General features: G+C 46.9%; 24 protein-coding genes. 7 read left to right on the plus strand and 17 right to left on the minus strand.

The annotated features are described in order from the left end of the window. Positions 1–3: 3 nt before the first annotated feature. Together J5I83_RS08630 and J5I83_RS08635 are read left to right on the plus strand one after the other, a co-directional pair. Positions 4–3,390: a pilus assembly protein gene (locus J5I83_RS08630; protein ID WP_304055008.1), complete on the plus strand. Its 3,387-nt coding sequence runs from the start codon at positions 4–6 to the stop codon at positions 3,388–3,390. Between the two features lie 95 nt (positions 3,391–3,485). Beyond that, positions 3,486–3,950: a type IV pilin protein gene (locus J5I83_RS08635; protein WP_304055010.1), complete on the plus strand. Its 465-nt coding sequence runs from the start codon at positions 3,486–3,488 to the stop codon at positions 3,948–3,950. A gap of 26 nt (positions 3,951–3,976) precedes the next feature. On the opposite strand, the gene ppx is transcribed toward J5I83_RS08635, so the two are convergent. The 3 genes from ppx to rpiA form a co-directional block, all read right to left on the minus strand. Continuing rightward, positions 3,977–5,500 (minus strand): exopolyphosphatase, encoded by a 1,524-nt coding sequence (gene ppx, locus J5I83_RS08640; protein WP_304055013.1) that lies wholly within the window; start codon positions 5,498–5,500, stop codon positions 3,977–3,979. A gap of 46 nt (positions 5,501–5,546) precedes the next feature. Then, entirely contained in the window at positions 5,547–6,254 is a 708-nt protein-coding gene (gene phoU, locus J5I83_RS08645; RefSeq protein WP_304055015.1) for a phosphate signaling complex protein PhoU, read from the minus strand. 73 nt (positions 6,255–6,327) lie between these two features. Next, a complete protein-coding gene (gene rpiA / locus J5I83_RS08650; protein WP_304055018.1) occupies positions 6,328–6,987 on the minus strand; it encodes a ribose-5-phosphate isomerase RpiA in 660 nt (219 codons plus the stop codon). A gap of 199 nt (positions 6,988–7,186) precedes the next feature. Between rpiA and mutL the strand changes: the two genes are divergently transcribed. Continuing rightward, entirely contained in the window at positions 7,187–8,965 is a 1,779-nt protein-coding gene (gene mutL, locus J5I83_RS08655; protein WP_304055020.1) for a DNA mismatch repair endonuclease MutL, read from the plus strand. 85 nt (positions 8,966–9,050) lie between these two features. On the opposite strand, the gene J5I83_RS08660 is transcribed toward mutL, so the two are convergent. The 12 genes from J5I83_RS08660 to glnA all read right to left on the minus strand — a co-directional run bounded on the left by J5I83_RS08660 (position 9,051) and on the right by glnA (position 18,159). After that, on the minus strand, positions 9,051–9,239 hold the full coding sequence (locus tag J5I83_RS08660; RefSeq protein WP_304055022.1) for a hypothetical protein: 189 nt from the start codon (positions 9,237–9,239) through the stop codon (positions 9,051–9,053). 208 nt (positions 9,240–9,447) lie between these two features. Beyond that, complete coding sequence (locus J5I83_RS08665) at positions 9,448–9,807, minus strand: cytochrome c3 family protein (RefSeq protein ID WP_304055024.1); 360 nt, start codon at positions 9,805–9,807, stop codon at positions 9,448–9,450. Between the two features lie 3 nt (positions 9,808–9,810). Further along, on the minus strand, positions 9,811–10,395 hold the full coding sequence (locus J5I83_RS08670; protein WP_304055027.1) for a hypothetical protein: 585 nt from the start codon (positions 10,393–10,395) through the stop codon (positions 9,811–9,813). 48 nt (positions 10,396–10,443) lie between these two features. Then, positions 10,444–10,626: a hypothetical protein gene (locus J5I83_RS08675; RefSeq protein ID WP_304055030.1), complete on the minus strand. Its 183-nt coding sequence runs from the start codon at positions 10,624–10,626 to the stop codon at positions 10,444–10,446. 36 nt (positions 10,627–10,662) lie between these two features. Further along, a complete protein-coding gene (gene lon / locus J5I83_RS08680) occupies positions 10,663–13,035 on the minus strand; it encodes an endopeptidase La (protein WP_304055031.1) in 2,373 nt (790 codons plus the stop codon). A gap of 182 nt (positions 13,036–13,217) precedes the next feature. After that, positions 13,218–14,501: a DUF2130 domain-containing protein gene (locus J5I83_RS08685; protein ID WP_304055033.1), complete on the minus strand. Its 1,284-nt coding sequence runs from the start codon at positions 14,499–14,501 to the stop codon at positions 13,218–13,220. A 65-nt stretch (positions 14,502–14,566) separates the two neighbouring features. Beyond that, positions 14,567–14,878, minus strand: coding sequence for a quaternary ammonium compound efflux SMR transporter SugE (sugE, locus tag J5I83_RS08690; RefSeq protein ID WP_304055089.1), 312 nt, complete (start codon positions 14,876–14,878; stop codon positions 14,567–14,569). A 154-nt stretch (positions 14,879–15,032) separates the two neighbouring features. Beyond that, entirely contained in the window at positions 15,033–15,494 is a 462-nt protein-coding gene (locus J5I83_RS08695; RefSeq protein ID WP_304055035.1) for an isoprenylcysteine carboxylmethyltransferase family protein, read from the minus strand. Beyond that, positions 15,491–15,643, minus strand: a complete 153-nt coding sequence (locus J5I83_RS08700) for a hypothetical protein (protein ID WP_304055036.1) — start codon at positions 15,641–15,643, stop codon at positions 15,491–15,493. Before J5I83_RS08700 ends, J5I83_RS08695 begins: the two co-directional genes overlap by 4 nt. 61 nt (positions 15,644–15,704) lie before the next feature. Then, complete coding sequence (locus J5I83_RS08705; protein WP_304055038.1) at positions 15,705–16,157, minus strand: DUF4124 domain-containing protein; 453 nt, start codon at positions 16,155–16,157, stop codon at positions 15,705–15,707. A 3-nt stretch (positions 16,158–16,160) separates the two neighbouring features. Continuing rightward, on the minus strand, positions 16,161–16,655 hold the full coding sequence (locus J5I83_RS08710) for a DUF4124 domain-containing protein (RefSeq protein WP_304055041.1): 495 nt from the start codon (positions 16,653–16,655) through the stop codon (positions 16,161–16,163). A gap of 94 nt (positions 16,656–16,749) precedes the next feature. Beyond that, positions 16,750–18,159 carry a type I glutamate--ammonia ligase gene (gene glnA / locus J5I83_RS08715; protein WP_304055042.1) on the minus strand — a complete coding sequence of 470 codons (1,410 nt, stop codon included), beginning with the start codon at positions 18,157–18,159 and terminating at the stop codon, positions 16,750–16,752. A 570-nt stretch (positions 18,160–18,729) separates the two neighbouring features. Here glnA and J5I83_RS08720 point away from each other — a divergent pair. Next, the gene (locus J5I83_RS08720; RefSeq protein ID WP_304055044.1) at positions 18,730–19,125 is read left to right on the plus strand and encodes an RNA-binding S4 domain-containing protein; all 396 of its coding nucleotides are present in this window, start codon (positions 18,730–18,732) and stop codon (positions 19,123–19,125) included. A gap of 26 nt (positions 19,126–19,151) precedes the next feature. Here the strand turns inward: J5I83_RS08720 and J5I83_RS08725 are convergent, their stop codons facing one another. Then, on the minus strand, positions 19,152–19,427 hold the full coding sequence (locus J5I83_RS08725; RefSeq protein ID WP_304055046.1) for a hypothetical protein: 276 nt from the start codon (positions 19,425–19,427) through the stop codon (positions 19,152–19,154). A gap of 584 nt (positions 19,428–20,011) precedes the next feature. Between J5I83_RS08725 and J5I83_RS08730 the strand changes: the two genes are divergently transcribed. Further along, complete coding sequence (locus J5I83_RS08730; protein ID WP_304055047.1) at positions 20,012–21,232, plus strand: porin; 1,221 nt, start codon at positions 20,012–20,014, stop codon at positions 21,230–21,232. Positions 21,233–21,341: 109 nt separating this feature from the next. Here J5I83_RS08730 and J5I83_RS08735 read toward each other — a convergent pair whose 3' ends face one another. Then, positions 21,342–22,835, minus strand: a complete 1,494-nt coding sequence (locus tag J5I83_RS08735; protein ID WP_304055048.1) for a helicase HerA-like domain-containing protein — start codon at positions 22,833–22,835, stop codon at positions 21,342–21,344. A gap of 215 nt (positions 22,836–23,050) precedes the next feature. Here J5I83_RS08735 and J5I83_RS08740 point away from each other — a divergent pair, with 215 nt between their 5' ends. Both J5I83_RS08740 and J5I83_RS08745 read left to right on the plus strand, forming a co-directional pair. Continuing rightward, a complete protein-coding gene (locus tag J5I83_RS08740; RefSeq protein WP_304055050.1) occupies positions 23,051–24,583 on the plus strand; it encodes an ABC transporter permease in 1,533 nt (510 codons plus the stop codon). After that, entirely contained in the window at positions 24,580–26,640 is a 2,061-nt protein-coding gene (locus J5I83_RS08745) for a dipeptide ABC transporter ATP-binding protein (protein WP_304055051.1), read from the plus strand. The genes J5I83_RS08740 and J5I83_RS08745 overlap by 4 nt, the downstream gene beginning before the upstream one ends. Positions 26,641–26,648 lie beyond the last annotated feature (8 nt).

Here is a 26,648-nt window from a genome sequence, read left to right on the forward strand (position 1 = left end):
AAATTGAAACATCTGCGTGTTATTGGCGTAGCAATAATCGCCACACTGATCACCTTTATTCCATCACCTGTACAAGCTGCTCTTACTCTCTCAAATGTTCCCTTGTTTCTAACGACAGCAGTTGATCCTAATGTAATGTTTACGCTGGACGACTCAGGCTCGATGCAGTTTGAAATCATGCCGGAAGATTTGATCTTGCATGATGTGCGCTATATGTTTCCTCGCGCATCAAGCGTTTATGGGGCAGGCGACTATGATAACCGGGTGGTCGATTTCGATCCAGCCAACCCCTATGCCGCTGCCTTACGCTCCAGCCAGGCCAACAAAATTTATTACAACCCCACAGTAAGATACCAGCCGTGGAGCAATGCCGATGGCTCACTGATGAATAATGCCCCCCCTGCCTGCGCACCGCACAATCCCAAGAATACGGGCGCTGGCTGTCGCAATTTAACCGTCGACAATAGCCAAACCGCCCGCTGGCTAAATAGCAACGGCAGTTTATCCGATGAGAAATCAGAAACATTCTATCCCGCCGTTTATTTCAACTACCATGATGGAGATATTCTCGCGGCTGAGAGTTATACCAGAGTTGAAATCAAACCGGCAACATCTTCCTATACAGGGGGAGCTGGTCGCACAGACTGCACTGCCGTCCCTATTTGCAGTTACCAAGAAGAAATTCAGAATTTTGCTAATTGGTATACCTATTACCGCTCTCGTATCCTGCTATCCCGTGCCGGAGTGGGTCAAGCATTTGCGGCACAAGGCAGCAATTTACGGGTAGGGTTTGGTGCAATCAATCAGGGCAGCACGAGCATCGATGGCATCTCGACAGGCACCATTATCAGTGGAGTGAGACAATTTAGCGGCGTAAACAGGGAATCCTTTTTTAATAATCTGTATACCCACTCTATCCCGGCAGCAGGAACACCACTGCGCAGAGCAACCGATGAGGTAGGACGCTATTTTTTGCGTACCGACGATCAAGGTCCTTGGGGACAAACACCAGGCTCCACTGGCGGCACGCAATATGCCTGCCGCCAGAGTTACCATATTCTGATGACAGATGGTTACTGGTCTGACACTTTTACTGACATAGGCAACGCGGATAATACTAAGGGAAATACCATTGTCAATCATTTTCCCAATGCCACACCTGCGACTTACACCTATACCCCAGCATTGCCCTATGCCGATGGCTTTAGCAATACGCTCGCAGATATTGCCATGCATTACTGGAAGAATGATTTACGCCCCGACCTGAACAATAAGGTACTGACGAATGCTGCTGACCCTGCCTTCTGGCAACACCTGGTCAATTTCACAGTTGGTTTGGGAGCTCAGGGCACATTATCCTCGTTACCGACGGGAGCAGGCACATGGCCAGATCCAACTCTCAGTGAAGCAGCAAAAATTGATGATTTATGGCACGCTGCGATAAATAGCCGGGGGAACTTTTTCAGCGCACACGATCCCATCACTCTCGCCAGCAATTTGAGCAATGTACTCAGCAACATCACCCTGAGAGTCAGTTCAGCCGCCGCCGTTACCACGAACACCACCCGGCTTCATAACGGCACCCATGTTTATCAGGCCAGGTTTAATAGCAACGATTGGAGCGGACAATTGTTTGCATATGAATTGAGTTCGGATGGGTCACTGGGAGCGACGTTATGGGAAGCTTCAGCCGTGCTGCCAGCGCATGCCAGCCGTTCCATTCTTACCCATAATGGCACGAGCGGACTTGCATTTACATCTGCTAATTTTTCCCTGTTGTCGGACTCGCAACAAAATGCGCTGAATACCAACATCAGCGGTGCTAACGACGCTCTAGGAAGCAGTCGAATTTCCTGGCTGCGCGGTGACAAAACCACAGAATTGGCGCAAGGTGGGAGTTTCCGTAATCGGAACAATGGCCTGCTTGGCGATATTGTCAATTCCGACCTGTTATTCGTCCAAGCGCTTAATTTTAATTATGATGCATTGCCCAGCGGAACAGCAGGGCAAGATTCCTATGCCACCTATGTCCAGGCTAGCGCGAACAGGATGCCGGTTATTTATACCGGCGCCAACGATGGCATGCTGCACGCCTTTAATGCCGAGACTGGGGTTGAGCTATTCAGCTATATTCCCAGCGCAGTCTACCCAAAATTAAGCTCGCTAACTGCGCCTAACTACACGCATTATTATTTCGTAGATGGCAATGCTTATGCCGGTGATGCCTATATTGGTTCCACTCCGAGCTGGAAAACCATATTACTGGGCTCATTAGGCGCCGGCGGAAAAAGTATTTTTGCACTGGATATCACCGATCCAGTTAATTTTTCCGCTTCTAACGTGCTGTGGGAATTTTCTGACCCTGATTTGGGATTTGTACCAGGGCAGGCAAAAATCGCGTTATTAAAAAACGGTGTCTGGGCTGCCATTATCAGTAACGGATACAACAGCACCAGTGATCGCGCTTATCTTTACATCATTAATCTGCAGACAGGTGCGCTGATTCAGAAAATCGCCACCAACGATAGCGGCAATAATGGTCTTTCCGCGCCAGCGTTAGTCGATACCAATGGTGACAAAATCATTGATCTCGTTTATGCCGGCGATTTGCAAGGTAATGTCTGGAAATTCGATCTATCAACTAATCCAGGAAACTGGGATGTTGCCTATAAATCCGGTAATACAAAACTTCCTCTGTTTACCGCCAGGAATGCCAGCGATCAGGTGCAACCGATCACTTCCCCCTTGGAAATCGGACGTCACCCCAGTGGAGGCTATCTCATTTATTTCGGTACTGGCCAGTATATTGCTGCAGGGGACAATACCAATAGCAACACACAAACCTTATATGGCATCTGGGATAACGGCAGTCCAATATCCGCCACAGATCGAAGCACGCTGCAACAGCAGACCATTCTGACTGAAACCGCGCTGCCCCCGTTTGAGCGCACAGTATCAAACAATTTGGTTAACTGGCAGACCCAAAAAGGATGGTATCTCGATTTGCTGCAACCGTCCGGTACAAATTCGCAAGGAGAACGCTCGGTCATCATGCCGCAGCTCAGTTTCGGACGCATTATCTTTACCACGCTCATTCCTGCCAGCGATCCCTGCGCTGCGGGAGGTCATAACTGGTTGATGTTGCTAAATGCAGAAACAGGCGGCATGCTGACTGCCCCTCAATTTGATACTGACGATAACGGGGTGATCAACAATCAGGATCGGCTGATCGCAGCCATTGGCTCCGACGGCGTACGCAGCGAATCGATCGCCATCAGTGCAGGCAGTCTCATGCACTTGATCGCCGGTTCAACCACCGGTTTAATCGAGGCTGTTACAATCAAAGGAAATCCACGTAATCCACGCCATTCCTGGAAACAAATACAATAATCGAATTTAAATTGAGATAAGATCCTTCTGCTTATTTCTGAAGAATCTTCTAAAATTCAGAAAAAGAGTATTTGTAATTTGATTGGGACCAAACAATGAGAAAAATGAGTAATCAGGCAATACCACTAAAAAAGAGACTATCGGGTTTTACCTTGGTTGAAACGATGATGACCGTAGCCGTGATTGGTATTCTGGCCGCCATTGCCCTGCCTGCCTATCAAGAGCATGTACGCAGCACCAATCGGGCAGAAGCTAAAGGCATTCTGCTGGAGATGGCGCAGTTACTTGAGCGTAATTTTACTGAGTCGAACCGGTATGACCTGAAAAGCGATGCTACAAATTTTACCCTGCCTATTACCCAATCCCCCAAGACAGGTACTGCCAAATATATCATCCAGTTTGCAGCAGGCATGCCGACGCAAAATAGTTATACATTGGAGGCTGTTCCTACTGGCGCGATGACGAATGATGCATGCGCCACCTTGACGTTAACGCATACCGGTGTCAAGGGCGTCAGTACTAACGCCTCGCTAACGGCAATGGATTGCTGGCAACGTTAATGATGCCCGCATTGCCATACAAAAACTCAGACAAGACTCTTCTTTGTATAAGACGCCCGGATGGAGAAATTAATTTTCAGCTCTGCCCAGGCATCAACCTCAGCGCGCAGCAAGGTCTCTGTTAACGGGTTGCACTCCAGCCAGGCTTGCGAAATAAACAGTTTACAGCTACTGCTATTAGCTTGTATTTTTATGGGAGGCAATTCGATGCTGGTCCGGCTGCGGTAAAAAATGGCCGCCAGACGCAATGCAATTGATTGAGCCAAACTGATAGGATTAGCCAGAAATTCACTTACTTTACTTAGCGAACCCTGATGGACCAGTACCAGTTGGCTCAGCTGCATCTGCTCCATTTTGGAAAAGCCCGGTATGTCTGCATTGCCGAGAATATAAGCAGAATGCTTGTGATAGCCGGAATGAGCTACTGAAATACCAACCTCATGAAGGCGCGCTGCCCAAGACAATAAATGCAATGCGCTTTCTACTGCTTCCTCATCAGGATGATTAACCAGCAGCTGTTTTGCCAACGCCAAGGAAAGGGATTCAATACGTGCTGCCTGGGCAGAGTCGACACGGTAGCGTTGCATAAACTGCTGTACGGATATTTCTCGCATATCTTCATTATGAAACCGTCCGAGCATATCGTAGAGTACACCCTGGCGCAACGCGCCCGTTGTAAGCAGCATGCGCCCAATACCCAATTCTTTGAATGCGGCAAACATGATGGCGAATCCGCCTGCAATCACAGGCACGCGATCGGGATGTAAACCGGCGATCACAATCTTCCTGATATCACCCGCTTTAAGGAGGTATTCACGAAATCTTTCCAGCCCTTCCAGGGTAATCCCTTCCGTTTTATTGCTATCGCCATAGTTATTCAGCTTAAGGATACGGCCTAACGCGCGCGCTGTTCCTGAAGACCCATATGTTTCCTGCCATTGCTCAGCTGAGAATTCAGTTGTGATGCCTTGGATTTCAGTTTGCGCCGCCAGCTCTGCACGTTTCATGGCACCTTTAGTAATCTTACCATCCGGGAAAAAGCGCAAACTATGACTGACACAACCCATATAAAGGCTTTCCAGCTTAGTGGGCTCCAGACGGGAGCCAATAATGAATTCCGTGGAACCTCCGCCGATATCGATGATCAACCGGTTATTATCTGAAACTGGCAGGCTATGCGCGACCCCCAGATAGATGAGACGCGCTTCTTCATGCCCGGCAATGATTTCAATTGGGAATCCCAGCACAGCTTCAGCTTTTACCAGGAATTCAGCAGCATTTCTGGCAACACGCAGTGAGTTTGTTCCAACCACACGCACAGCATGAGTCGGAAACCCCCGTAGACGTTCACTAAATCGTTTCAGGCAGTCCAGCGCGCACGCCTGGCTTGCTTCGTCTAGCTTTTTGTCTATCGTGAGACCAGCAGCCAACCGAACCATTTCCTTCAGGCTATCCAAGGGATAAAGCTGCTTATCCACCACACGCGCCACCTGCAGGTGGAAGCTATTTGAACCAAGATCAACCGCAGCCAATGTGGAATATTCGCGCATAGCCCTATGCCTAAATCTCAAGGCACGCTTACATCAAACAAATGATTTAACCTCTAACTTCGCGTTCAATCTCATCGGCTGTAACATGGCGCACATCTTTACCTTTGACCATATAAACCACGTATTCAGACATGTTTTTCGCGTGATCGCCAATACGCTCGATTGCTTTTGCCACAAAAAGAATTTCCAGTGAAACCGAGATTTTACGCGGATCTTCCATCATGAAGGTAATGAGCTGCCGCAGGATAGCGCGAAATTCTTCATCGACCAGTTCATCCTGGCGCACAATATGCGCGGCAGCATTCAGGTCCAGGCGAGCAAAAGCATCCAGCGCCTGGTGTAACATGCCCAGGGCAATTTGTGCAACATGTTTAACTTCTACAAAACGTGGCGTATGTAAACGGTCAGCTGCATAAATGAGTCTTGACATACGTGCGATCTTTGCCGCCTCATCGCCAATTCGCTCCAGATCAGTAATCGTCTTAATAACCGTCATGATCATGCGTAAATCACTGGCGGTAGGTTGTCTGCGCGCAATAATCTGACTGCAAATCTCGTCGATGGATACTTCCATAGCATTGACGCGGTGATCATTGGCAATGACCTGATCAATGATGTTCTCATTGCCTTCTGTTAAGGCTTCTATCGCACGCTCGATCTGTTCCTCGACAAATCCCCCCATCTGTAACACACGGGTGCGCACTTCTTCGAGATCAGCGTCAAATCTTTTTGAAATATGTTCTTTAACAACCATATCGTACCTTCTGGTGAATCAGATGCAACTTTTATAGCCTATAATTAACGGAATTCTGATTGCAAACTGCATATCAAACAGTGATGGTTTCAACACCTTTGTCTGTGCCTAATAACAAAATGTTAGCACCTCTTCTGGCGAACAATCCGTTAGTAACGACTCCAACAATTTGGTTCAATGTCGTTTCCAGTTCAACCGGATTCAGGATTTGCAGACCATGGATATCAAGGATAACGTTGCCATTATCTGTGACAAATCCCTGACGTAGTGCAGGATGGCCGCCTAATAGTGTTATTTCACGAGCTACATAACTGCGTGCCATCGGAATGACTTCTACTGGAAGCGGGAAAGTACCCAATATATTAACCAATTTACTCTGATCAGCGATGCAGATGAATTTTCTTGCTACAGCCGATACGATTTTTTCACGGGTCAAGGCACCACCACCGCCTTTTATCATGTGCAGATGCCTGGTAATCTCATCTGCGCCATCTACATAAACGGGCAAATCTGTCACTGTGTTAAGGTCTAATACCTCTATACCATGTTGGCTTAAGTGTTGTGCAGTTGCTTCAGAACTGGCAACCGCACCTTCAATTTTATGTTTAATTTTAGCGAGCTCATCAATGAAATAGTTGGCAGTAGAGCCGGTTCCCACTCCAATAACAGCACCGATCGGGATATGCTGGATAGCGGCCTGGGCAGCCGCACGTTTTTGTTCATCTTGTGTCATGGTATTCCTATGTCGAGGTCAAATAATAGTCAACCATCAGGATAGTATTAACTGCATATTTAGACAATAACTATATCTCATCCGATGTCATGCTTAACAGTCCTGGATATAAATCCCCCTTTCTTGTACGTGACCTTCTATCAAGCGTATCATAACTGTAAGGTCAAATAATGACCATGGATATTCAATTTATTTTCATATGAATGCAATCAAGTTGCTGCCGGATGTACTTATCAACCAAATCGCCGCAGGAGAAGTAATCGAGCGGCCAGCCTCGGTACTGAAAGAAATCCTGGAAAACAGTATAGATGCTGGTGCAACCGAGATCACAGTCCACATCATGCAAGGCGGCCTCAAGCTGATCCGTGTCGCTGATAATGGCAAAGGAATCTCCGAAAATGATCTGGCGCTCGCATTAGCGCGCCATGCAACGAGCAAAATCAGCACACAGGAAGATTTGCATAAAATAGCCAGTCTGGGTTTTCGTGGCGAGGCACTTGCCAGTATCGGTGCGGTCTCTCGATTATCGTTAGTAAGTTATCAATCAGACAGCAGCCATGCCTGGCATATTCAAACGGAAGGAGGGCAAACTACTCATCCTGAACCAGCAGCGCGCAGTATTGGCACCACCCTGGAAGTACGCGATCTTTTCTTTAATCTGCCAGCACGGCGCAAGTTCCTGAAAACTGAAGCCACTGAATTTGCGCATTGCGAGGAAGTATTCCGGCGCATCGCCTTATCCCATGCCAATATCGCATTGAGTCTGCAACACAATGGCAAGACACGGAGCCACTTATCTGCAGCAGAGACGACTCAGCGGATTACCGCCGTCCTAGGAGAAGAATTCAGTCAGACTGCCGTGCCCGTTTCCGAGCAGGCAGCGGATATCAGTTTGCAGGGTATGGTCGCGCTGCCGACTTATTCACGTTCAGCGCGTGACATGCAGTATTTTTTTGTCAATGGCCGTCATGTCAGGGACAAGTTGATTTCTCACGCCTTACGCGAAGCGTATCGTGATGTGCTGCATCTGGATCGTCACCCTGTCTTCGTGCTCTATCTTCAAATCAATCCTGAAAACGTTGATGTGAACGTTCACCCAGCCAAAGCAGAAGTGCGTTTTCGTGATGCGCGCGCTGTACATCAATTTGTTTTCCATAGCATCAACAAGGTATTGGCATCACCCCAGCACAAATCGGGGACACAACTGCCCTCTGCTGCCGCTGCCCCGGCTACCACGAATTCTGAGCGCCTTCCGCTAAACTATAGCCGGCAAGTAAATTTACCGCTTAAAACTGTTGCCCAGCCACCGGCCTTTTATCAGGCTTTATTCGGCGGCACTTCGGCTTCGCTGGATACGGATCCGGGCAATCCACCTGTTCAGACCACGCAGCCAGTTCCACCACTGGGCTTTGCATTGGGGCAACTTCTCGGGATTTATATCCTGGCACAAAATGAGCAAGGTCTAGTTATTGTCGATATGCACGCAGCTCATGAGCGCATTGTTTATGAAAAACTTAAATCAGCGCTTGATCAACATACCTTATCAATGCAGCCACTGCTGATTCCAGTCACTTTTCAGGCTGACCAACTAGATGTAACCACAGTCGAGGAAAATCATACCGTTTTAACTGAACTGGGTTTTGAAATAGCCGTGCTTACTCCCACTTCATTAGTCATACGGGCGGCGCCCATGATGTTAAAAGATGCTGACCCAGTTAAGCTGGTACGCGATGTGTTAGCTGAAATTCGTGAATTTGGAGCAAGCCAGATATTAACTGCCAGACGTAACGAGCTACTGGCTACCATGGCCTGTCACGGCTCTGTCCGCGCCAATCGTCAATTAACGATCACGGAAATGAATGCATTGCTGCGTGAAATGGAAGCGACCGAACGCTCCGGTCAATGCAATCATGGCAGGCCAACCTGGTTTGAACTCAGTTTGACTGAGCTTGATAAGATGTTCATGCGAGGAAATTAGCATCGACAGGCAAGAAAGACAACTCCAGTGTTCTATAGCTTAACGCTCGCATAAAGCCCGTCAGCTATAGAACAGTAGCGAAGCTTTAGTAACCTGACTTCTCTTGTGTTGATCTGGCCTTCCCCCCCCCTTCCTGAGCATCTGAGGGTATTTGATGGAAGGGCTGAATAGTTTGCCCGTATGTCGAAGGATCGGGAGTTTCTGGCGCTGATGGCTTACCACAACCAATTAACATCAATACCGTTACCACGGCAGCCAAATATTTAATTTTCATACAAAATTCCTTTAACGTAAGCAGATAATTAACATTGTTTTTTTAAACTACGATTGGGATAGTAACCGTTATAACTATCTGCAATATTGATCTTGATCAAACTTTTAGATCTAATTGATGGTTCTTGGAGCAGTAGGCAAAATTTGCCAACGGAGTTGTTCAAGAGCATTCATGCCGCTCTATATCAACGTAAAAAATACAACCCATGCTAGAAACTATTTAGGATTGCAGTGGTAATCCAAGATGCTCCACCATGGTGTTCCGTATGGCAGCCGCTACAGCTTTTTCCTTGAGCAAGGTAGATATAGTGAAATTCGGCTACTGTTGTTGTAGCGCCTGCGAATTGTTCAGCATCATGGCAATTAATACAATTTACCGCCAGTGTCCCACGGAAAGGTGTATGGCAGTCGGTACAGTGCTTGATTTGATTATGGTAGTGACTAAGATGGCCTGGTGCCCAAAATGCCTCTGGCTGATTAAATGATCCCCAAGCAATCCAAGCGCCGAGGCATACAATGATCAAAGTGGTAATTCGGTAAGTATGACGGGGTAGCGGATGGAAAGCCATAATTTACAATCCAGCAAAGAAAAGAGCGCCAATAATGTGCAAAATAGTTAACACCATAAAGATAATTGCCAGCGGTACATGAATAACCTGCCACATACGAAATAGACTTTCCTGTGATGCGAGATCGTCAAGCGTTTGTTCAATCTGCTCTTGAGATAGCCCTTGTTCTGTCAGTTCGCGCCGTTGACTAATCAGCGTTTGCAATGCAACACGATGAATGGTTTTGCCAATAATGCCTGTGATTGCTACACCACCCATCGCTAGCAATGCCAGCACAGCCACGCCTGCATGTAAATGCCACCCAGAGTGCACCAAAATTAACAATGGCCCCAGAACCCCACACAGCATATGAATCATGAACCACTGTCTGGGCCAGTTTCCCGATGGAGCATGCCGCTTTTTCCAAGGGTAAACAAAAGTAAGTAAAATTATTGCTAATCCTAACCACCCCAGTATATGGCCTGGCTGACTATGTGCAAATGGCCAATGAGCAGAGAGGCTCAATAGAAACTCGACTACCCATGCAGAAATAATCGTAGCAAGAATAGTGATCGTAATCAGCAAGAAGCGGCGGTTCAATGGAGACATGGCGAGCTTATCAATATGAGGCAATCATTCTTGTTTGTATATTTGAATTTAGCCGAATCGACTAGTCTCGCGATAAGCTCTTTGCTTTGCCTTGGCAATGGCGATACGGATCGCCCGCCCCTCTTCCATTCCTTCAGCCAGTAAAGCATTAGCAATCGCAATGGCTTTCAGTCGGACAAACAGCGGTAAATTTTGCATAGCCGCTGGGTAATGTGTAGCAGTCCAGGGCATAGATTGCACTCATTTAACCCAAGCAGTCGCCAGGTTTTAAACAAGTTTGAATTCTGCCGACGCAGCATGGTTTGCCTGGCCCAGTGCCGCTTGAACCGCATCATCGGCTGTTTCCAAATAAATAAATTGTATGGCAGATTTTGCTGTTTCTGGCACATCGCGCAAATCCTTCTGATTGCGTGCTGGCAAGAGTACTGTCCGCAGACCCGCTCTTTGCGCAGCCAGTACCTTTTCCTTGATACCACCGACTGGCAGCACCAGTCCACGCAAACTAATCTCGCCCGTCATCGCAACTTCATGGTGTACCGGCCGGTTGGTAAACAGCGAAGCAAGCGCAATAAACATTGCTACGCCTGCACTCGGTCCATCCTTCGGTATAGCCCCTGCTGGAACATGTAGATGAACATCGATTCCATCGAACATCGAGGCCGGAATGTTCAGCTCATGAGCGCGCGCTTTTACCAAAGTCAGTGCCGCCTGCGCGCTTTCCTTCATGACATCGCCAAGTTGTCCGGTAAGAATCAGCCGTCCGCTACCGCTCACACGGGTAGCCTCAATGAACAGAATATCGCCTCCCACCGGCGTCCATGCCAGCCCAGTCGCTACCCCAGGCAGACTAGTACGCGAGGCGACTTCATGTTCATACTTGGCTGGCCCCAGGATGGTATCCAGATCAGACGCGTCAATGCGCACTTGCAGTTGTGCATCTTCTGCAATGTGCAAAGCAGTATGACGCATGACCCGGCCAATTTCACGTTCCAGCTGGCGCACACCTGCTTCCCGGGTATAGTTCGCAATGAGGCTATCCAGCGCCTCGACTGTCAGCTCGCATTGGTCTTCCCGCAAGCCATTGGCTTCACGCTGGCGCTGCACCAGATAACGTAATCCGATTTGAAGCTTTTCCTCGCGAGTATAGCCAGGCAGATCAATGATTTCCATGCGGTCACGCACCGGAGGAGAGACTTGGTCGATCACATTGGCGGTAGCAATAAAAATCACTCGACTCAAATCAAATGGGACGCCGAGATAATTATCGCGAAAAGTGGAGTTTTGCTCTGGATCCAGGATCTCAAGCAGCGCTGCCGCTGGATCGCCGTGCGCGCTCACTGTCATCTTATCGATTTCATCAAGCATCATCACACAATTACGCGCTCCTGCCTTGCGCAAGCCCTGCACGATGTTTCCCGGCATCGCACCTACATAAGTGCGGCGGTGACCACGCATTTCCGCTTCATCGTGTATACCTCCCAGCGATACTCGTACGAATGGTCGTTGCAAGGCACGGGCGATACTCTGCCCAAGCGATGTTTTCCCAACTCCGGGCGGACCGACAAAACAAAGAATAGGCGCCCGGCCTTGCGGTTTCAGTTTCTGAACTGCCAGAAACTCGATAATACGCTGCTTGACACGCTCCAGCCCAAAGTGATCAGCTTCCAGCACTGCGCGAGCAATATTAAGATCAATTGGCGTATCCTCCGGTAACCGCCAAGGCAATTCAGTCATCCATTCCAGGTAAGTATGAAGCATCGAGTACTCGCCTGAGGCACTCGGCATACGCTGCAGTCGCTGCAGTTCCTTGCGGACTTGTGTTTCGATCTCAGCAGGCATGCCTGCTTTTGTGATGGCTTCATTCAATTGGGCAATTTCCTGATCATGATCACCATTCTCACCCAATTCTTTCTGGATCGCTTTCAATTGCTCACGCAATAAATACTTGCGTTCGCGATCTTCCATCTGTTCCTTGGTACGTTCACTGATTTCTTTCGATAGCCTTAACACTTCGATCCGGTGCGACAATACTTTCAGCACTTTCTGGAGCCGCTCTTCGAGATTGATCGTTTCAAGTAGCACCTGCTTTTCATTGACTTCCGTATCGAGCAGACTGGCTGTTATGTCAGCAAGCTGCGCAGGTGCGCGCGTCGTTTGCAAGGCATGCCCAAGTTCTGCCGGGATGCCTGGTAATAATGACAGAATTTCGGTTGCACGCTCGCGCAGTTGTACCGCGAGGGCTTCAGCTTGAGTAGATGGCTGTGAAGTATCTTCGATATAACTTATCCGCGCAGCCAAAAAAGGATAGCCTTCAATCAATGCCTCAATCTGGAAGCGCTCCACTCCCTGACATACAATATGCTGCGTGCCATCTGCCGAAGTAATGTGGCGTACAATTCTAGCAACGGTGCCAATCGAACATAACTCATCCAGTCCGGGATCATCAGCTGCAGCATCTCGTTGCAAGACGATGCCAATGGAGGAGTTCAATTGCAGCGCATGCTCGACTGTGGCAAGTGACTTGATTCGCCCGACAGTAATCGGCATGAGGACATGTGGAAATAGCACCACGTTGCGCATAGGGATCAGCGCGATGACGTCATCGGGTAATTCGAACTTGGTTACGGCAGGCTGTTCCATGATTGCTTTCTCCATGAATGGGATAAATGACTGATTCAATTCCGAATTAAAGAATCTCCATCTGCACCATTTTTTCCGAGTCCAGATGAAATGTACTGAACACCCTATATGTTGTCAATTACATAGAAAGCAAGTCGGCAATCATCGCGCCAGTCAATAAATAAAATGGCAAAAATTTTTGTTTAAAGATCCAATTCTTTTATCTCAATAGCCTCAAACGCCAAACCTTCAATTTCTTGCAGCGATTTTCCAGCGATCCCTTGCAAGTCACCATACATACCTACTGTCGCAGCCATTACCCGCTCAATCTGCTGCTCGCGTTTAGCCCATTGCTTCAGGATGACTTTACGCTCTTTATCCAGGTCTTCCTGCATGGTGGTAAAGGCCTCGACAATCGCCTCTACCCGCTGACGAAAACGCGATCCAGTCAAGTACTGATAAACCAATTCGGTCTTGGTCTGCTGCCCTGCTGAAACCTGCCGTGCCAGATTGACCTGAAGTAGCGTATGACGCAAGATCGTCGCCACAGGCAATGCTGCCCGCGGATGCGTTACCCAGACCCCCTCTATGACATCAAAGGTTTCGACTCCCTTGGGTAACACCTGACTGATCAAAACTGATACTTCTGCTTTTGCGTTGCGTTGATCCTCACGCAGTTTTACCAACCACCCATCACTCCAATGCTTGGTCCGTTTGGATTCCCACAAAATTGCGCCATTTCGCTGACCACTTTGACTGAACACGTGATGCAATACATCCCCTCCGAAATCACCTTTTGGGACCGGCTCAACGGAATCCGATGGAAATTTGGCACGCAGCAATTCTTCCAGTGCCAGTTCCTGCACTTCACCCTGCAACTGCTGCGAACCCTGCTCAGCTTTCTGTTTGAGTTCTTCTATCTTTTGCTGCATGGCGACTATGGTTTGATCCTTTTCCATCACTTTCAGTTTGAGACTCTCTTCTGCTTCACGACGCGCATGAGAGCGCACTATAGCCAGATTTTCTTGCACTCGCTTCTCAACGGTCAATTCCAGTTCACGTTTAGCATCGTCCAGCTCGCGCTGTTTCTTGATGAGCTCTACTTGCGCATGCTGAGCTTCAGCCAGCTTCTGGTCGCGTATTTTGAGCAGTTCCTGAAGATCAGCCAGCTCCCGACCTTTTCCTTCCAATTCGGAAGCGACTGCCAATCTGGCTTTTCTGGATTCATCCTCAATTAAGCGCATGCGCTCAGTCTTAAGTTGAGCGGCGACCTGATCAGTGATGTGTTGCTCAAGATCTCGCCTGGCATCAATCAAGCGCTTTTCCTGCTCCCGGATTTCCTGTTCACGTTTGGAAACTTCATGCTCTTTTTGCGCGAGCAGTTGCTGATATTGCTGACGGGTAGCAGCCAGCAAAGGTGCAGCCAGCGATTCAGTGAGCCGAATTTCAGTGTGACAATTAGGGCAAGTGATGGTTGGTTCGTTCATAGACTACTTCCTTGTCGTGCAGTATGGAAAACGGTCACAGTGTATTTCCTGATAGAAAATAGCTGCTAAGTCAGCTTGAGACCAATGATGCCGGCAACAATCAACCCGACACTGACCAGCCGCATTGCATTAGCAGGTTCTTCAAACAACACAATGCCCAGGATAACGGTACCAACTATTCCCACCCCCACCCAAACACTGTAGGCAGTGCCAACGGGTAGCGACTTCATGGCAATGCCCAGCAGCCAAAGACTGACAATGATCGCAAGAACTGTTCCCAGAGTAGGCCAGAAACGGCTAAAGCCCTCGGTGTATTTCAATCCAACAGCCCAGCCAACCTCAAACATACCCGCCAAAACAAGAATGACCCAAGCCATATCGTTTTCTCCCAGACAAATGGGGTCGTCCCCGATGGATATTGGCTTAACGAGGTCGTCCTCGTTACCAATTAACTGATTGATAAGTGCATCATTGCAATGCGCAATTTCAATTTTCTCGATCACAGCATATCATGACGCAAAACATCATGTATCAAAACCATCTGCGCGTACCTTTCATATAGGCGATGTATTCCTGACCAAATTTAGCCAGCAATGCTCGCTCTTCCGGCATAATCTGAAAACGATTCATATACCAAACAAAGGCAAGCAACATTATGAAGGAAAATATATTCGACAATAGTAGCGCCCATGCTAAAAGTATCAGCAAGAAACCAGCATACATGGGGTTACGGCTTATTTTATAGACACCCCTGGTTACGATGGACGATGTTTTATCTGGCTGCATTGGATTGACTGTTGTTCCCGCCACTCTGAACGCTACCGCACCTGTCAGAATAAGCGTAACACCAACCAACCCGATAACCGCCGCAATAATGTTGCGTCCCGGAATAATTAGCGCTAATTCAGGAACAAGATCTGCCGCAAGCCACATGATGATACCAATCAGTACCACTACAATGGCTGGCGGCACTTTAAGTTCAAGAACATTCATGTCATCAAATCAAAATGACAAGAAATTACAATCCATTCTTCCACATCATCATCCATATAGAGCAGATCAACAGTAGCCTGATCGATCAAATTTCCAATGAATTGCCAATCCAGATAACCTAGATTCCAAAACGCTGTATTGACTATCATAATCTGCGCGACCGTATCGTTAATAAACGCAACTTCACCGCACGGGGCAGATTATGTTAATTTACTCTCCCGCGCGCTCATCAATACCGCTTCCTAAATTATAAAGCTCTATTTCAAGCGCTTCGATATTATTCTCGTAAAGCGCCATTTCCTCCATGATTTGTTGCACCCGCTCTTGAGCATTCGATTGATTCATCTCTTCGTCAGAAGAATCTGGACGAACTGCTTCACTCATGTGCACTTGCTTTGATTCCTGATCGATTTTCTTATCGATTGCCTCATTTTGCTGAGGTAATGTTGCGCTTTCTTTTATTGGTGGAATTGCTGAACCGTAACGGACTGCTGGCAATACTGTTATCTTGGGCAAATCAATCCCGCTGGCACCTTTTATTTCAATATTGGAATAAACGGTTTGACCGTATTGGTCTACATGCTTGTATACTGCTGACTGAGCCATGCTGGCACAACTAAATACAAACAGTGCCAAGGGCAAGAGTATCGTAATTATCTTCACTGGTTAGAAACTTTCCAGTTCAGTACGCAACGCCATGATATTTCTTTCATGCAATGTTGCTTGATGACGGAGCTTCTTTATATTTTCATCTTGAAAAGTATGAGCATCAGGTAATAATGGAACAGGATCAGCCATAACCAGTCTTAAATTTTCGATAGCTTTATTTAAAGCATGCTGTATCTCTGCCAAGAGTTTTGTTTCTGTAGCTAACTCACTTTCAAGAATCTGCCGGCGATTAACGTCTCGCTGCTTTTGCTGCCCCTCGCTTACTTTGGGAAAATTTCTAATGGGCAAGGACGCCGGCATCGGGGCTTTTGCTACTGCTTTAGGCTGTGAAGCGCCGGCTTGAAGCTTTTGCCCTTTTTTTGCTGGGGTGTTGGTATAGGTTACATGACCATTTTCGTCTACAAGCTTATAGATACCCGCTACTGCATAAGAAGCTGTCATCGTTAATAAAATTATCAAAACCGAAGCAGCAGCAAATTCTTTCTGTCTCATTGCACCCCTCGACTAAAAATTTAAAGTTAATTAAATTTTCAATCAAATGGCGCCAAGACAATAAAACAATAAACGCTTAAAATTCGCCTTTTATTTACAAACTGTAATACATTGAAAACTCGATCGGGTGCGTATTAATACGATAGAGCATCGCCTCCTCCATCTTCAACGCGATGTAAGCATCGATCATATCATTGGAAAACACACCACCCCGGGTAAGAAATTCACGATCCTTATTGAGGTTCTCAAGGGCCTCCTCCAAGGAATTACAAGTACCTGGCACCTTGGATGCTTCTTCAGGAGGAAGATCATAAAGATTTTTATCCATCGGCTCGCCGGGATGAATTTTATTCTGGATACCATCAAGCCCAGCCATCAACAATGCGGTAAATGATAGGTATGGATTGGCGAGTGGATCAGGAAAACGTATTTCAATACGCCGTTGCTTTGGATTGCTGGCATGGGGAATACGCACTGCAGCAGAACGATTACTGGCAGAATAAGCAATATTGACGGGTGCCTCAAAGCCAGCGACTAATCTTTTGTATGAATTGGTTCCAGGATTCGTTATGGCGTTCAATGCTTTTGCATGCTTAATAACGCCACCAATGTAATATAGCGCTGTTTCAGACATCCCGGCATAACCATTTCCTGAGAATAGATTTTTTCCATCTTTCCAGATGGATTGATGGACATGCATGCCAGAACCATTATCACCCACAATAGGCTTTGGCATAAATGTTGCTGTCTTTCCATAAGAGTGTGCGACATTATGCACAACATATTTAAGCATCTGATTCCAGTCTGCGCGCTTTACTAAACTATTAAATCGAGTGCCAATTTCACATTGCCCCGCATTGGCAACTTCATGATGATGAACCTCAACACTAATCCCCATTTCTTCCAGAACAAGGCACATCGCCGAGCGGATATCATGTAACGAATCAACTGGCGGCACAGGAAAGTAACCACCTTTGATAGTAGGCCGATGTCCAATATTGCCACTCTCGTATTTCTTTTTTGAACTCCAGGCAGCTTCCTCAGACTCGATCTCCAGGAAACAACCTGCCATACTGGTTTGCCAGCGTACAGAATCAAAGATAAAAAACTCAAGCTCAGGACCGAAGTAGGCAACATCTCCAATACCTGTCGATTTAAGGTAGACTTCACCGCGCTTTGCTAGTGAACGTGGATCGCGGTTATAGCCTTGCCCGTCAGAAGGATCAACCACATCACAAGTAAGAAACAATGTTGCTTCATCCATGAAAGGATCCATCGTCGCGGTCTCTGGATCAGGCATGAGCAGCATATCTGAAGCATGAATCCCCTTCCAGCCAGAAATAGAAGAACCATCAAACGCATGTCCATCCTCAAATTTGTCCGCGGTGAACGTATGAGCAGGAACCGTTACATGATGCTCCTTGCCATTGGTATCAGTAAAACGCAGATCAACAAATTTAACTTCATGGTCTTGAATTTTTTTTAAAACATCAGCTACCGCCATTATTTATCTCCAGACAGGCATTGTGGTTTTTTTAAAAGTTATTTAAGAAAATTGTTTATTGTATGTAGCGCGAAATATGAAGAAATAATGCCTTTGATACGCAACAAAGAACAGATTCTTGCAAACGTAATGCATACCTGAGTGTATATAGTGCTTTATATTCAAAAACATTATTCTAGGAATGCTCGTATCACGCAGATATTAGCTATTGATGATCCGGCACAGACTTTCTGATCATCAGAAAACTAATCTTCAATCTGCAATTTTACCTATTTGCTAATTATATAATAATCCTGCAATTCTGCCTTCTTTGCTAATTGCCGTTCAAGTATATCTGCTACGTCTCTCTCACGCTCATCAAACTATCAGTTTTTCGATGCGATCAGTCCTTTAGTTCATGTTGAAACGACTCCTGCGATCTCAGCATGCATTCTGCGCAACGGTTCAGCGCATGCTACCCTGCCCCACTGTACCGGCATATTGGCATTGCCGTTTTGACGTTTTTTATCCTGGCTGATCGTTCTTGCACTCTTTGCATAAGAGCCAGAGATTTATTGATATGATTAACCGATGACGACAAAAAACGATATCGAAAAATTCCGCATTGACAAATGGCTTTATGCCGCACGTTTTTTTAAAACGCGCTCTTTAGCGGCAGAAGCGGTAGAGCGAAGCAAAGTACACATCAACGGTATGCGGGTAAAGCCAGCTAAGATTGTAACGACAGGAGACATGCTCACCATTCGGATTGGGCATTATCAATACGAAATTAAAGTGCTAGCTTTATCCAATAAGCGCGGCTCTGCAGTGGAAGCGCAAAAACTATATGAGGAAAGCGACGCAAGTCGGGAAACACGTGCTGCACTTGCGGAGCAAATTAAAATGCAGTCACAGCAATTTTATACCAAAGGCAGACCCACCAAACGTGACCGGCGTGAAATAGAACGCTTCAGGAATCAGGAATAGCATTAGCTCATGAACCGATTGGTTAATCAGTTTTTGTCAGACAAACAAAAACTTTCAAATCGATGTCTCGTGCACTTACCATCCTCAGAGACATATTCGGCTATAGCGAGTTCCGCGGACAACAAGCTAAAATCATCGCTCATGTGGCTAGCAGTCATGTTTGCCTGGTATTGATGCCAACCGGTATATAGCTCTTGAACTTTATTCATACTGGACATGCAGGCGACATCGGCATCGCTTACTGACTGTTTGTCCCGCAAGAAGGTCGAGAAAACATCAACATAGCGGACTGAAAATGGCATCCCAGCAATTCCCTATCACGCTGGTATAAGCGCTCAGGCACGTAAGGAACAGCAGGAAAAATTCTTTACATGAGAAAGATATCGTAGTGATTGCCACAACAGCTTGTGGCTTAGAAATTAATAAACCGGATACGTATGTCCTCTACCTGAACCTCTATTTTGTCAAATTCCCAGAATTTGTAACAACAAAGTTACACCTCTCAAAAAAACGGGATAATCAAGCTGTCTTGCTCTCAGAGCGCTCACTATGATTCTCTTCATAAGCTCTCTGATGATTTATCAATCTTCATATTAGAGCTTGATCATATTTGATGTTGTAACTGCAAGAAATTGAATTGTTTTTGGATACTTTTTCCAAGAACAATATCACTTGTTAATTTCTATGTTGTACAAAAGCAACATATTGTTGCTTAGAATTGAAAATTTAGTCGTTTTTTGTTGCGTGACTGATTTGTGTTGGGCACAATCTGCCTAACCTTTCCAGTTCGGAAGGCCTGGATAATGAAAAGCGTTCGATAAGAATGAGTTTAATCGATTTTAAGCATGACGATCCCCGTCTTTTTAATTTTAAAGGAGAGTTTCACATGAAAAAGAAACTAATCGCGTTGGTGGTAGCTGGTGCACTTGCAGCCCCAGTAGTTGCCACTGCACAAGGTACACATGTAACCATTTTTGGACGGATTCAAGCTGAATATGCTACGGTAGATATTGATGGTAATGGCGCCCAAACCGGTGTGCTTGATGATGCAGCTCAATCACGCTGGGGTCTGCATGTTGCCGAAGATCTCGGAATGGGTCTCAGAGCCATGGGTCGCGTCGAATTCGGTTTCAACCCGGGTGCAGGCAGCACACAAACTTCGCGGGAACAATGGGTTGGTCTTGGCGGCAATCAATGGGGTGAACTCAAATTTGGTCGTGTTCAATCACCCTTTAAGGATTTCGCCGGCGGCCACACTATTGATCCTTTTGCCTACACCAGCTTGCACGCCAATGGCAGCGGTGGTTTGATGACCGCAAATCTAAATGGTTTTGGGGCAGGTGATAATAGCTTTGTCAACAGCGCGGTTCGCTATGATTCACCCTCGGTTGAAGGATTCTCAATGTCAGCCCTGTTGATGCCAGGCGATGCCAGAAAACTGGATCCGGTATTAGGTGCCGATGGACGCAACTCCGGCGGTGAAGATGGTGAATGGGACTTCCAGATTGCAGGTAAATACAGCGGCCAGTTCGATGCACTCGGTTTCGACATTTTTGGTGGTTATTCACGTGATAACATCAGCAATCGTATGAAATCATTAGCTAATATAATCGATGATGAGGAAATCTGGCGTGGTGGTGCATTGGTCTCGATTGCCGATCTGCGTATTCGTGGTCAGTATGAATATGTCAACAATGCTAATCCTTTAGGCGGTGCAGCCTCCTGTACTGATGCTGCTGCTTTTGGGCAAGCCGCTACGAACGCTCTGTTCGGAGGTCAAACTTCAGGCACTCTTGATGGACGCGGTCAATGTAACTCGGCCATGAATGCCAACGGTGATGGTTATCTCTGGATAGCAGGCGCCGATTACACGATCGGCAACACCATGCTAGTGGTACAGGGTGGTATGACCCGTGCCGACAGTCTTGCAGGTGGAGCCGGCAAGAAAGATGTTGAAAACATTACTGCAGGTGTTATTCATAGCCTGAGCAAACGTTCCAGTCTGTTTGGTGGTTATCAGCGCGTCTGGGTAAAAGACAGAAATGTAGCGCCAGGTACAGACACAGATCGTAATGTTTATTCAGTAGGCCTGCGTCACGATTTCTAATCCAGTTTCGATAAGAGCAGAAAAAGGCACTCTCTGGAGTGCCTTTTTTATTGGAGAAAATACTTGTGGCAGCGAGACATAGCTGTCAGCTAACGCTATCGCAGCAAAATTAGCGGCGATTCTTGCCCAGGATAGAGCCGAGTACTCCCCGTAAAATCTGCCGGCCAATCTCTGTGCCCACAGTTCGGGCAGCGCTTTTAGCCACTGTTTCTATGATTCCCTGAGATTGGCGTCCTGATCTTTTGTTATCCGCTTGCTGCCCCAGTAGGTCGCGCCAGTCAAATGCACGATCGCTTTCTGACAATATTTCTGTACCGGTTTTCCTGTTAACCTGTTCTTTCAGAATTTCATAAGCTGATTCGCGATCGATAGTTTCCTCGTAGTACCCAAAAACACCGGAATCACGAATTATTTGCTGCCGCTCCTGATCAGTTACAGGACCAAGGCGGCTCATGGGTGGAAAAATCTTGCCAATCTCAACGGGATGGGGGCGCCCCTTCTCATCCAGAAAAGAAATCAAAGCCTCGCCTACGCCCAGTTCGGTAATTTTCGTTTCTACATTGATGCCAGGATTGGAACGGAATGTTTGGGCAGCAGATTTAACCGCTTTCTGATCTCTGGGAGTAAAAGCACGCAATGCATGTTGCACCCGATTGCCTAGCTGTCCCAGCACAACATCGGGAATATCCAGCGGGTTCTGGCTGACAAAATAGATCCCCACTGCTTTCGAGCGAATCAATCGCACCACCTGCTCAATCTTATCCAGTAGCACTTTAGGCGCGTCGTTGAACAGCAGATGCGCTTCATCGAAAAAAAACACCAGTCTAGGTTTGTCCACATCCCCTACTTCAGTTAGATTTTCATATAGTTCTGAAAGCAGCCACAGCAACAAAGTAGCATAAAGACGAGGCGTATTATGGAGCATCTCAGCCGACAAAATACTGATCACACCGCGACCATGTACATCAGTTTGCATGAGATGCGCAAAATTCAGCATCGGCTCACCAAATAGATACTCGCCTCCTTCATGCTCCAACTGCAATAATCCCCGCTGAATCGCGCCTACAGATGCAGCTGAAATATTGCCATATTCTGCCGCCAGGCTTCGTGCATTCTGCGAAGCGTACTGTAGCATGGCGCGCAAATCTTTCAGATCCAGTAACAACCAGCCCTGATCATCCGCAATCTTGAATATTGCTGTTAATACGCCTGTCTGGGTATCGTTGAGATTAAGCATACGTGCGAGCAACAAGGGCCCCATATCGGAGATGGTTGCACGTACAGGATGTCCCTTCTTCCCAAAGACATCCCAATAAACAACCGGATTAGCCGCATATGCAATAGGCGTTAATCCAAGCTCCTTAGCCCGCGCCTCCACTTTCACGTTGCCGCCGCCGGCCTGACCAAGCCCGGACAGATCACCTTTAATATCTGCCATAAACACGGGAATGCCAGCCCGGGAGAATTGTTCAGCCAGAAGCTGCAAAGTCACCGTCTTACCTGTGCCAGTCGCTCCAGCAATCAGGCCATGGCGATTGGCCATAGGAAGCAAGAGATCAAGCATCGATCTTTCAGACTGCGCTATGATTAGTCTATCATTCATAATTTGATTGGAAATAAGGATTAAAAAATCAGATTCATTTGCAAAATAATTTGCTAATCTATTTATTTCAATGTTATCAGCTGGAATATTTCTTGCCTACTTGCCCGGTTTCCCGACAACAGAAATAGTTGCGCCTGCAATACCAAATCTGCAAGTAAATTGCTCTACAATAGTCGTTTGACTACTTTCGCTAATCATCTGAATTTCAAATCATCATGCCTTTTGATCCGGTTATTCTTTGGACTGATGCATTAGTCTATTTACTTGCTGCTGCCGCGGTCACTATGGGCTGGTACATACGGCGTCATTCGCATCTGCTCACGCCATGGCGGCGGATAACACATAGCGCAAGCGGTATGGCTGCATTTACCATCTTGGTTTTCTTTATCCTGATCGGATTGCTCGATACTATCCATTTCCGCCCTGCATTGGACAATAACACAGGTAATCGGGATGAAAAAGTTTACAGCGTAGAAGTTTTGAGTCTTTTTGATATCATCGCGACGCCGTTGCGCACCCGGGTAGAAAAAACATACTCAGCTCCCCTCTCAGCCCATCTCTATGCAAAAGAAACTGTGGAATTACCCAGTGGCAGCCAAACGCGAGAATTCACTCGATTGATGTTTGGCGGTGCGCATTTAGAGGATCCTGAAACGCAGCGAATAGGTGATATTACCAAACGATCAATAGCAGGTGCAGGATGGGGATTATTGGCCTGGGGTGTGATTGTGATAGCTTTGGGTATGCTTCTGGCCAGGCAGCATCATACAAATTTTTTGCACATGCAACTCACTATCTGGCGCGGCATGACTGAAACACCCTGGTACGCAATATTAATTACGCTTGGACTGATATTCATCTTGCTAGGCATGATCATTGCGTTATCCAGCCATTATTATGTGCTTGGCACTGATAAAGTAGGACAGGATGTACTATATCAATCGCTTAAGAGTATTCGCACCGGACTCGTGATTGGCACGCTGACCACGCTAATCATGCTCCCTTTTGCGCTTCTATTAGGAATCGCCGCTGGCTATTTCCGCGGCTGGGTCGATGATGTCATTCAATATACCTACACGACATTAAGCTCGATTCCCAGTGTTCTGCTCATTGCCGCTGCAGTTCTGATGATGCAGGTATATATCGAAACCCATCCAGAAATGTTTGATACTGTTTCGGCACGCGCTGATTTACGCTTATTGTTCCTTTGTATCATACTCGGAATCACCAGTTGGACTGGCCTGTGCCGACTATTACGCGGGGAAACCCTGAAATTGCGTGAAATGGAATATATTCAGGCCGCACATGCATTTGCTGTTTCACATTGGCGGATTATCAGCCGCCATATTCTCCCCAACCTCATGCATATCGTGCTGATTGCTATCGTCATGGATTTCAGCGGCCTGGTGCTGGCAGAAGCCGTACTTTCCTATGTGGGAGTCGGCGTTGATCCTTCCATGATCAGTTTTGGTACCATGATTAATGCCGCAAGATTAGAAATGGCACGAGAGCCAATGGTGTGGTGGACGCTGCTGGCAGCATTCGGATTCATGTTTATCCTGGTGTTAAGCGCAAACCTTTTTGCTGATGCCGTTCAGAACGCATTTAATCCGCGCATTAGAACGCTATCAGAAAGAGCCAGCAAGTCATCCAGTCGAGCAGGTAACATGCCGCAAGCAAATACTTCCTCATCCAGCAGGACGATTTCCTCCACTGCTCCAGAAATAAAGGAAACAGCACACTCATGACGCCATTGCTGGAAATTAAACAACTTAGAACGATTCTGCATACAGGCTCAGAACCTGTCCGTGCAGTAGACGGACTAGGGTTAAAAATTTTCAAAGGCGAGACATTCGCGCTCTTAGGAGAATCAGGTTGCGGTAAATCCATGACAGCACTTTCCATCATGCGCTTGTTACCGGAAACAGCAGAAATCATTGAAGGCCATATCAAGATTAATGGCAATGATTTACTGCTGTTACCAGAAACCGCCATGCGAAAGATACGAGGCAAACGCATCAGCATGATTTTTCAGGAACCGATGCTCAGTCTGAATCCAGTCATGACTATCGCATCACAAATTGAAGAAGTGCTCAGGCAACACTTTGATTTGCATGCTACCGAGATACAAAAGCGCATACTGGATATATTGCAGCAGGTAGGCATCCCGGATGCATCGCGCCGCATGGCTGATTATCCGTTCCAGTTCTCTGGCGGCATGAAGCAACGTGTAATGATCGCCATGGCACTTGCAGGACAGCCAGAGCTCCTTATCGCCGATGAGCCGACAACCGCGCTCGATGTCACCATCCAGGCACAAGTGCTGGATCTCATGCGCGAGCTACAGCAACGCAGCCACATGGCAATCCTGCTGATCACCCATGACTTGGGAGTGGTGGCAGAAATGGCGCACCGCGTTGCTGTCATGTACGCCGGAGAAATTATCGAAACCGCAACACGTGAAGATTTTTTTCGGCAGCCTGCTCACCCTTATTCTCAGAAATTATTTGCTGCTCTGCCAACGAAAAGCAAACGCAACCAGGGCTTGGCTGTAATCAGCGGTAATGTTCCTCCCCTGTCACAACTATTCCGAGGCTGCCGCTTTGCCGACCGCTGCGATCATGCCTGGGAATTATGCCGCCAAACAGCGCCAGAGTGGATCGAAATAACGCCTGGTCATCAGGTAAAATGCCATCTGTTCAGCGAATCAGAAGAATTAAACCACCCAGTTCAAATATCAGCACAAACAACTGCACTCGCCAATTCTGATAAGGTAGCCCCTCATCATGCTGCTGCACTGTTGCACGTCAGTGATCTTAAAATTCATTTTCCTATCCATAAAGGCCTGCTGAAACATATTGTTGGCTACATCAAAGCAGTAGATGGCGTTTCACTCACGATTGCAGCGGGGAAAACATTGGCGCTAGTAGGTGAATCAGGCTGTGGCAAGACCACGGTAGGTAAAGGTATTTGCCAACTCATCCCTCCCACGACAGGGAGCGTACAACTCGATGGTGCCGAACTCACAGGATTGGCACGCAATCAACTACGCAAGAAGCGGGCTGAATTTCAGATTATCTTTCAGGATCCCTACTCATCCCTCAACCCTAGAATGCGTATCATCGATATCATAGAAGAAGGAATGAATGCACTTGATTCTGACCATCGCGATAAAATAAAACCAGATTACCAACTATCATCAAATCGAACAGAAAATGAGATTGATGAACTCTTGCAACGCGTGGGTTTGCCCGCAGAAGCAAAATGGCGTTATCCACATGAGTTCTCGGGCGGTCAGCGCCAGCGGATCGCAATAGCACGTGCCTTAGCGGTTAATCCCAAATTATTGATTTGTGATGAGCCAACCAGCGCTCTGGATGTTTCCGTACAAGCACAAATCCTAAATTTGCTCAGAACTTTACAGCAGAGCCTGGGTCTTGCTTATTTATTCATTACACACAATATAGCGGTAGTAGAATATTTGGCTGACGAAGTAGCAGTCATGTATCTGGGGAAAATTGTAGAACAGGGTCATGTGGATGAAGTGCTAAACACACCCAAGCATCCTTATACACAGGCACTGCTATCATCAGTACCCGTGATCGAAGCAACTTCCAAGCGCAAAAGTATCCATTTAAAGAGCGAACTACCTTCCCCCGCCAATACGCCGTCAGGATGCTATTTTCACCCCCGCTGCCCCTACGTAATGCCAATTTGTCACGAAATCTATCCAGATAAAAGCGTATTTAGCCCGACACATAGTGCTCATTGCTATCTTTATGCGCAAAATCAAAATTCAGTATAACTAGCCAT

Source organism: Nitrosomonas communis (assembly GCF_024102715.1).
Lineage (GTDB): Bacteria > Pseudomonadota > Gammaproteobacteria > Burkholderiales > Nitrosomonadaceae > Nitrosomonas > Nitrosomonas communis_B.

Bases quoted from the DNA above. Each gene is read 5' to 3' on its own strand.
- J5I83_RS08695 (WP_304055035.1), bottom strand. From the start codon at position 15,494: ATGAATGTTCTTGAACTTAAAGTGCCGCCAGCCATTGTAGTGGTACTG.
- J5I83_RS08665 (WP_304055024.1), bottom strand. From the start codon at position 9,807: ATGGCTTTCCATCCGCTACCCCGTCATACTTACCGAATTACCACTTTG.
- rpiA (WP_304055018.1), bottom strand. From the start codon at position 6,987: ATGACACAAGATGAACAAAAACGTGCGGCTGCCCAGGCCGCTATCCAG.
- J5I83_RS08735 (WP_304055048.1), bottom strand. From the start codon at position 22,835: ATGAATGATAGACTAATCATAGCGCAGTCTGAAAGATCGATGCTTGAT.
- J5I83_RS08670 (WP_304055027.1), bottom strand. From the start codon at position 10,395: ATGTCTCCATTGAACCGCCGCTTCTTGCTGATTACGATCACTATTCTT.
- mutL (WP_304055020.1), top strand. From the start codon at position 7,187: ATGAATGCAATCAAGTTGCTGCCGGATGTACTTATCAACCAAATCGCC.
- J5I83_RS08740 (WP_304055050.1), top strand. From the start codon at position 23,051: ATGCCTTTTGATCCGGTTATTCTTTGGACTGATGCATTAGTCTATTTA.
- sugE (WP_304055089.1), bottom strand. From the start codon at position 14,878: ATGGCTTGGGTCATTCTTGTTTTGGCGGGTATGTTTGAGGTTGGCTGG.
- J5I83_RS08720 (WP_304055044.1), top strand. From the start codon at position 18,730: ATGACGACAAAAAACGATATCGAAAAATTCCGCATTGACAAATGGCTT.
- J5I83_RS08730 (WP_304055047.1), top strand. From the start codon at position 20,012: ATGAAAAAGAAACTAATCGCGTTGGTGGTAGCTGGTGCACTTGCAGCC.
- phoU (WP_304055015.1), bottom strand. From the start codon at position 6,254: ATGGTTGTTAAAGAACATATTTCAAAAAGATTTGACGCTGATCTCGAA.
- J5I83_RS08660 (WP_304055022.1), bottom strand. From the start codon at position 9,239: ATGAAAATTAAATATTTGGCTGCCGTGGTAACGGTATTGATGTTAATT.
- J5I83_RS08725 (WP_304055046.1), bottom strand. From the start codon at position 19,427: ATGCCATTTTCAGTCCGCTATGTTGATGTTTTCTCGACCTTCTTGCGG.
- ppx (WP_304055013.1), bottom strand. From the start codon at position 5,500: ATGCGCGAATATTCCACATTGGCTGCGGTTGATCTTGGTTCAAATAGC.
- glnA (WP_304055042.1), bottom strand. From the start codon at position 18,159: ATGGCGGTAGCTGATGTTTTAAAAAAAATTCAAGACCATGAAGTTAAA.
- J5I83_RS08635 (WP_304055010.1), top strand. From the start codon at position 3,486: ATGAGAAAAATGAGTAATCAGGCAATACCACTAAAAAAGAGACTATCG.
- J5I83_RS08675 (WP_304055030.1), bottom strand. From the start codon at position 10,626: ATGCCCTGGACTGCTACACATTACCCAGCGGCTATGCAAAATTTACCG.
- J5I83_RS08745 (WP_304055051.1), top strand. From the start codon at position 24,580: ATGACGCCATTGCTGGAAATTAAACAACTTAGAACGATTCTGCATACA.
- lon (WP_304055031.1), bottom strand. From the start codon at position 13,035: ATGGAACAGCCTGCCGTAACCAAGTTCGAATTACCCGATGACGTCATC.
- J5I83_RS08700 (WP_304055036.1), bottom strand. From the start codon at position 15,643: ATGATAGTCAATACAGCGTTTTGGAATCTAGGTTATCTGGATTGGCAA.
- J5I83_RS08710 (WP_304055041.1), bottom strand. From the start codon at position 16,655: ATGAGACAGAAAGAATTTGCTGCTGCTTCGGTTTTGATAATTTTATTA.
- J5I83_RS08685 (WP_304055033.1), bottom strand. From the start codon at position 14,501: ATGAACGAACCAACCATCACTTGCCCTAATTGTCACACTGAAATTCGG.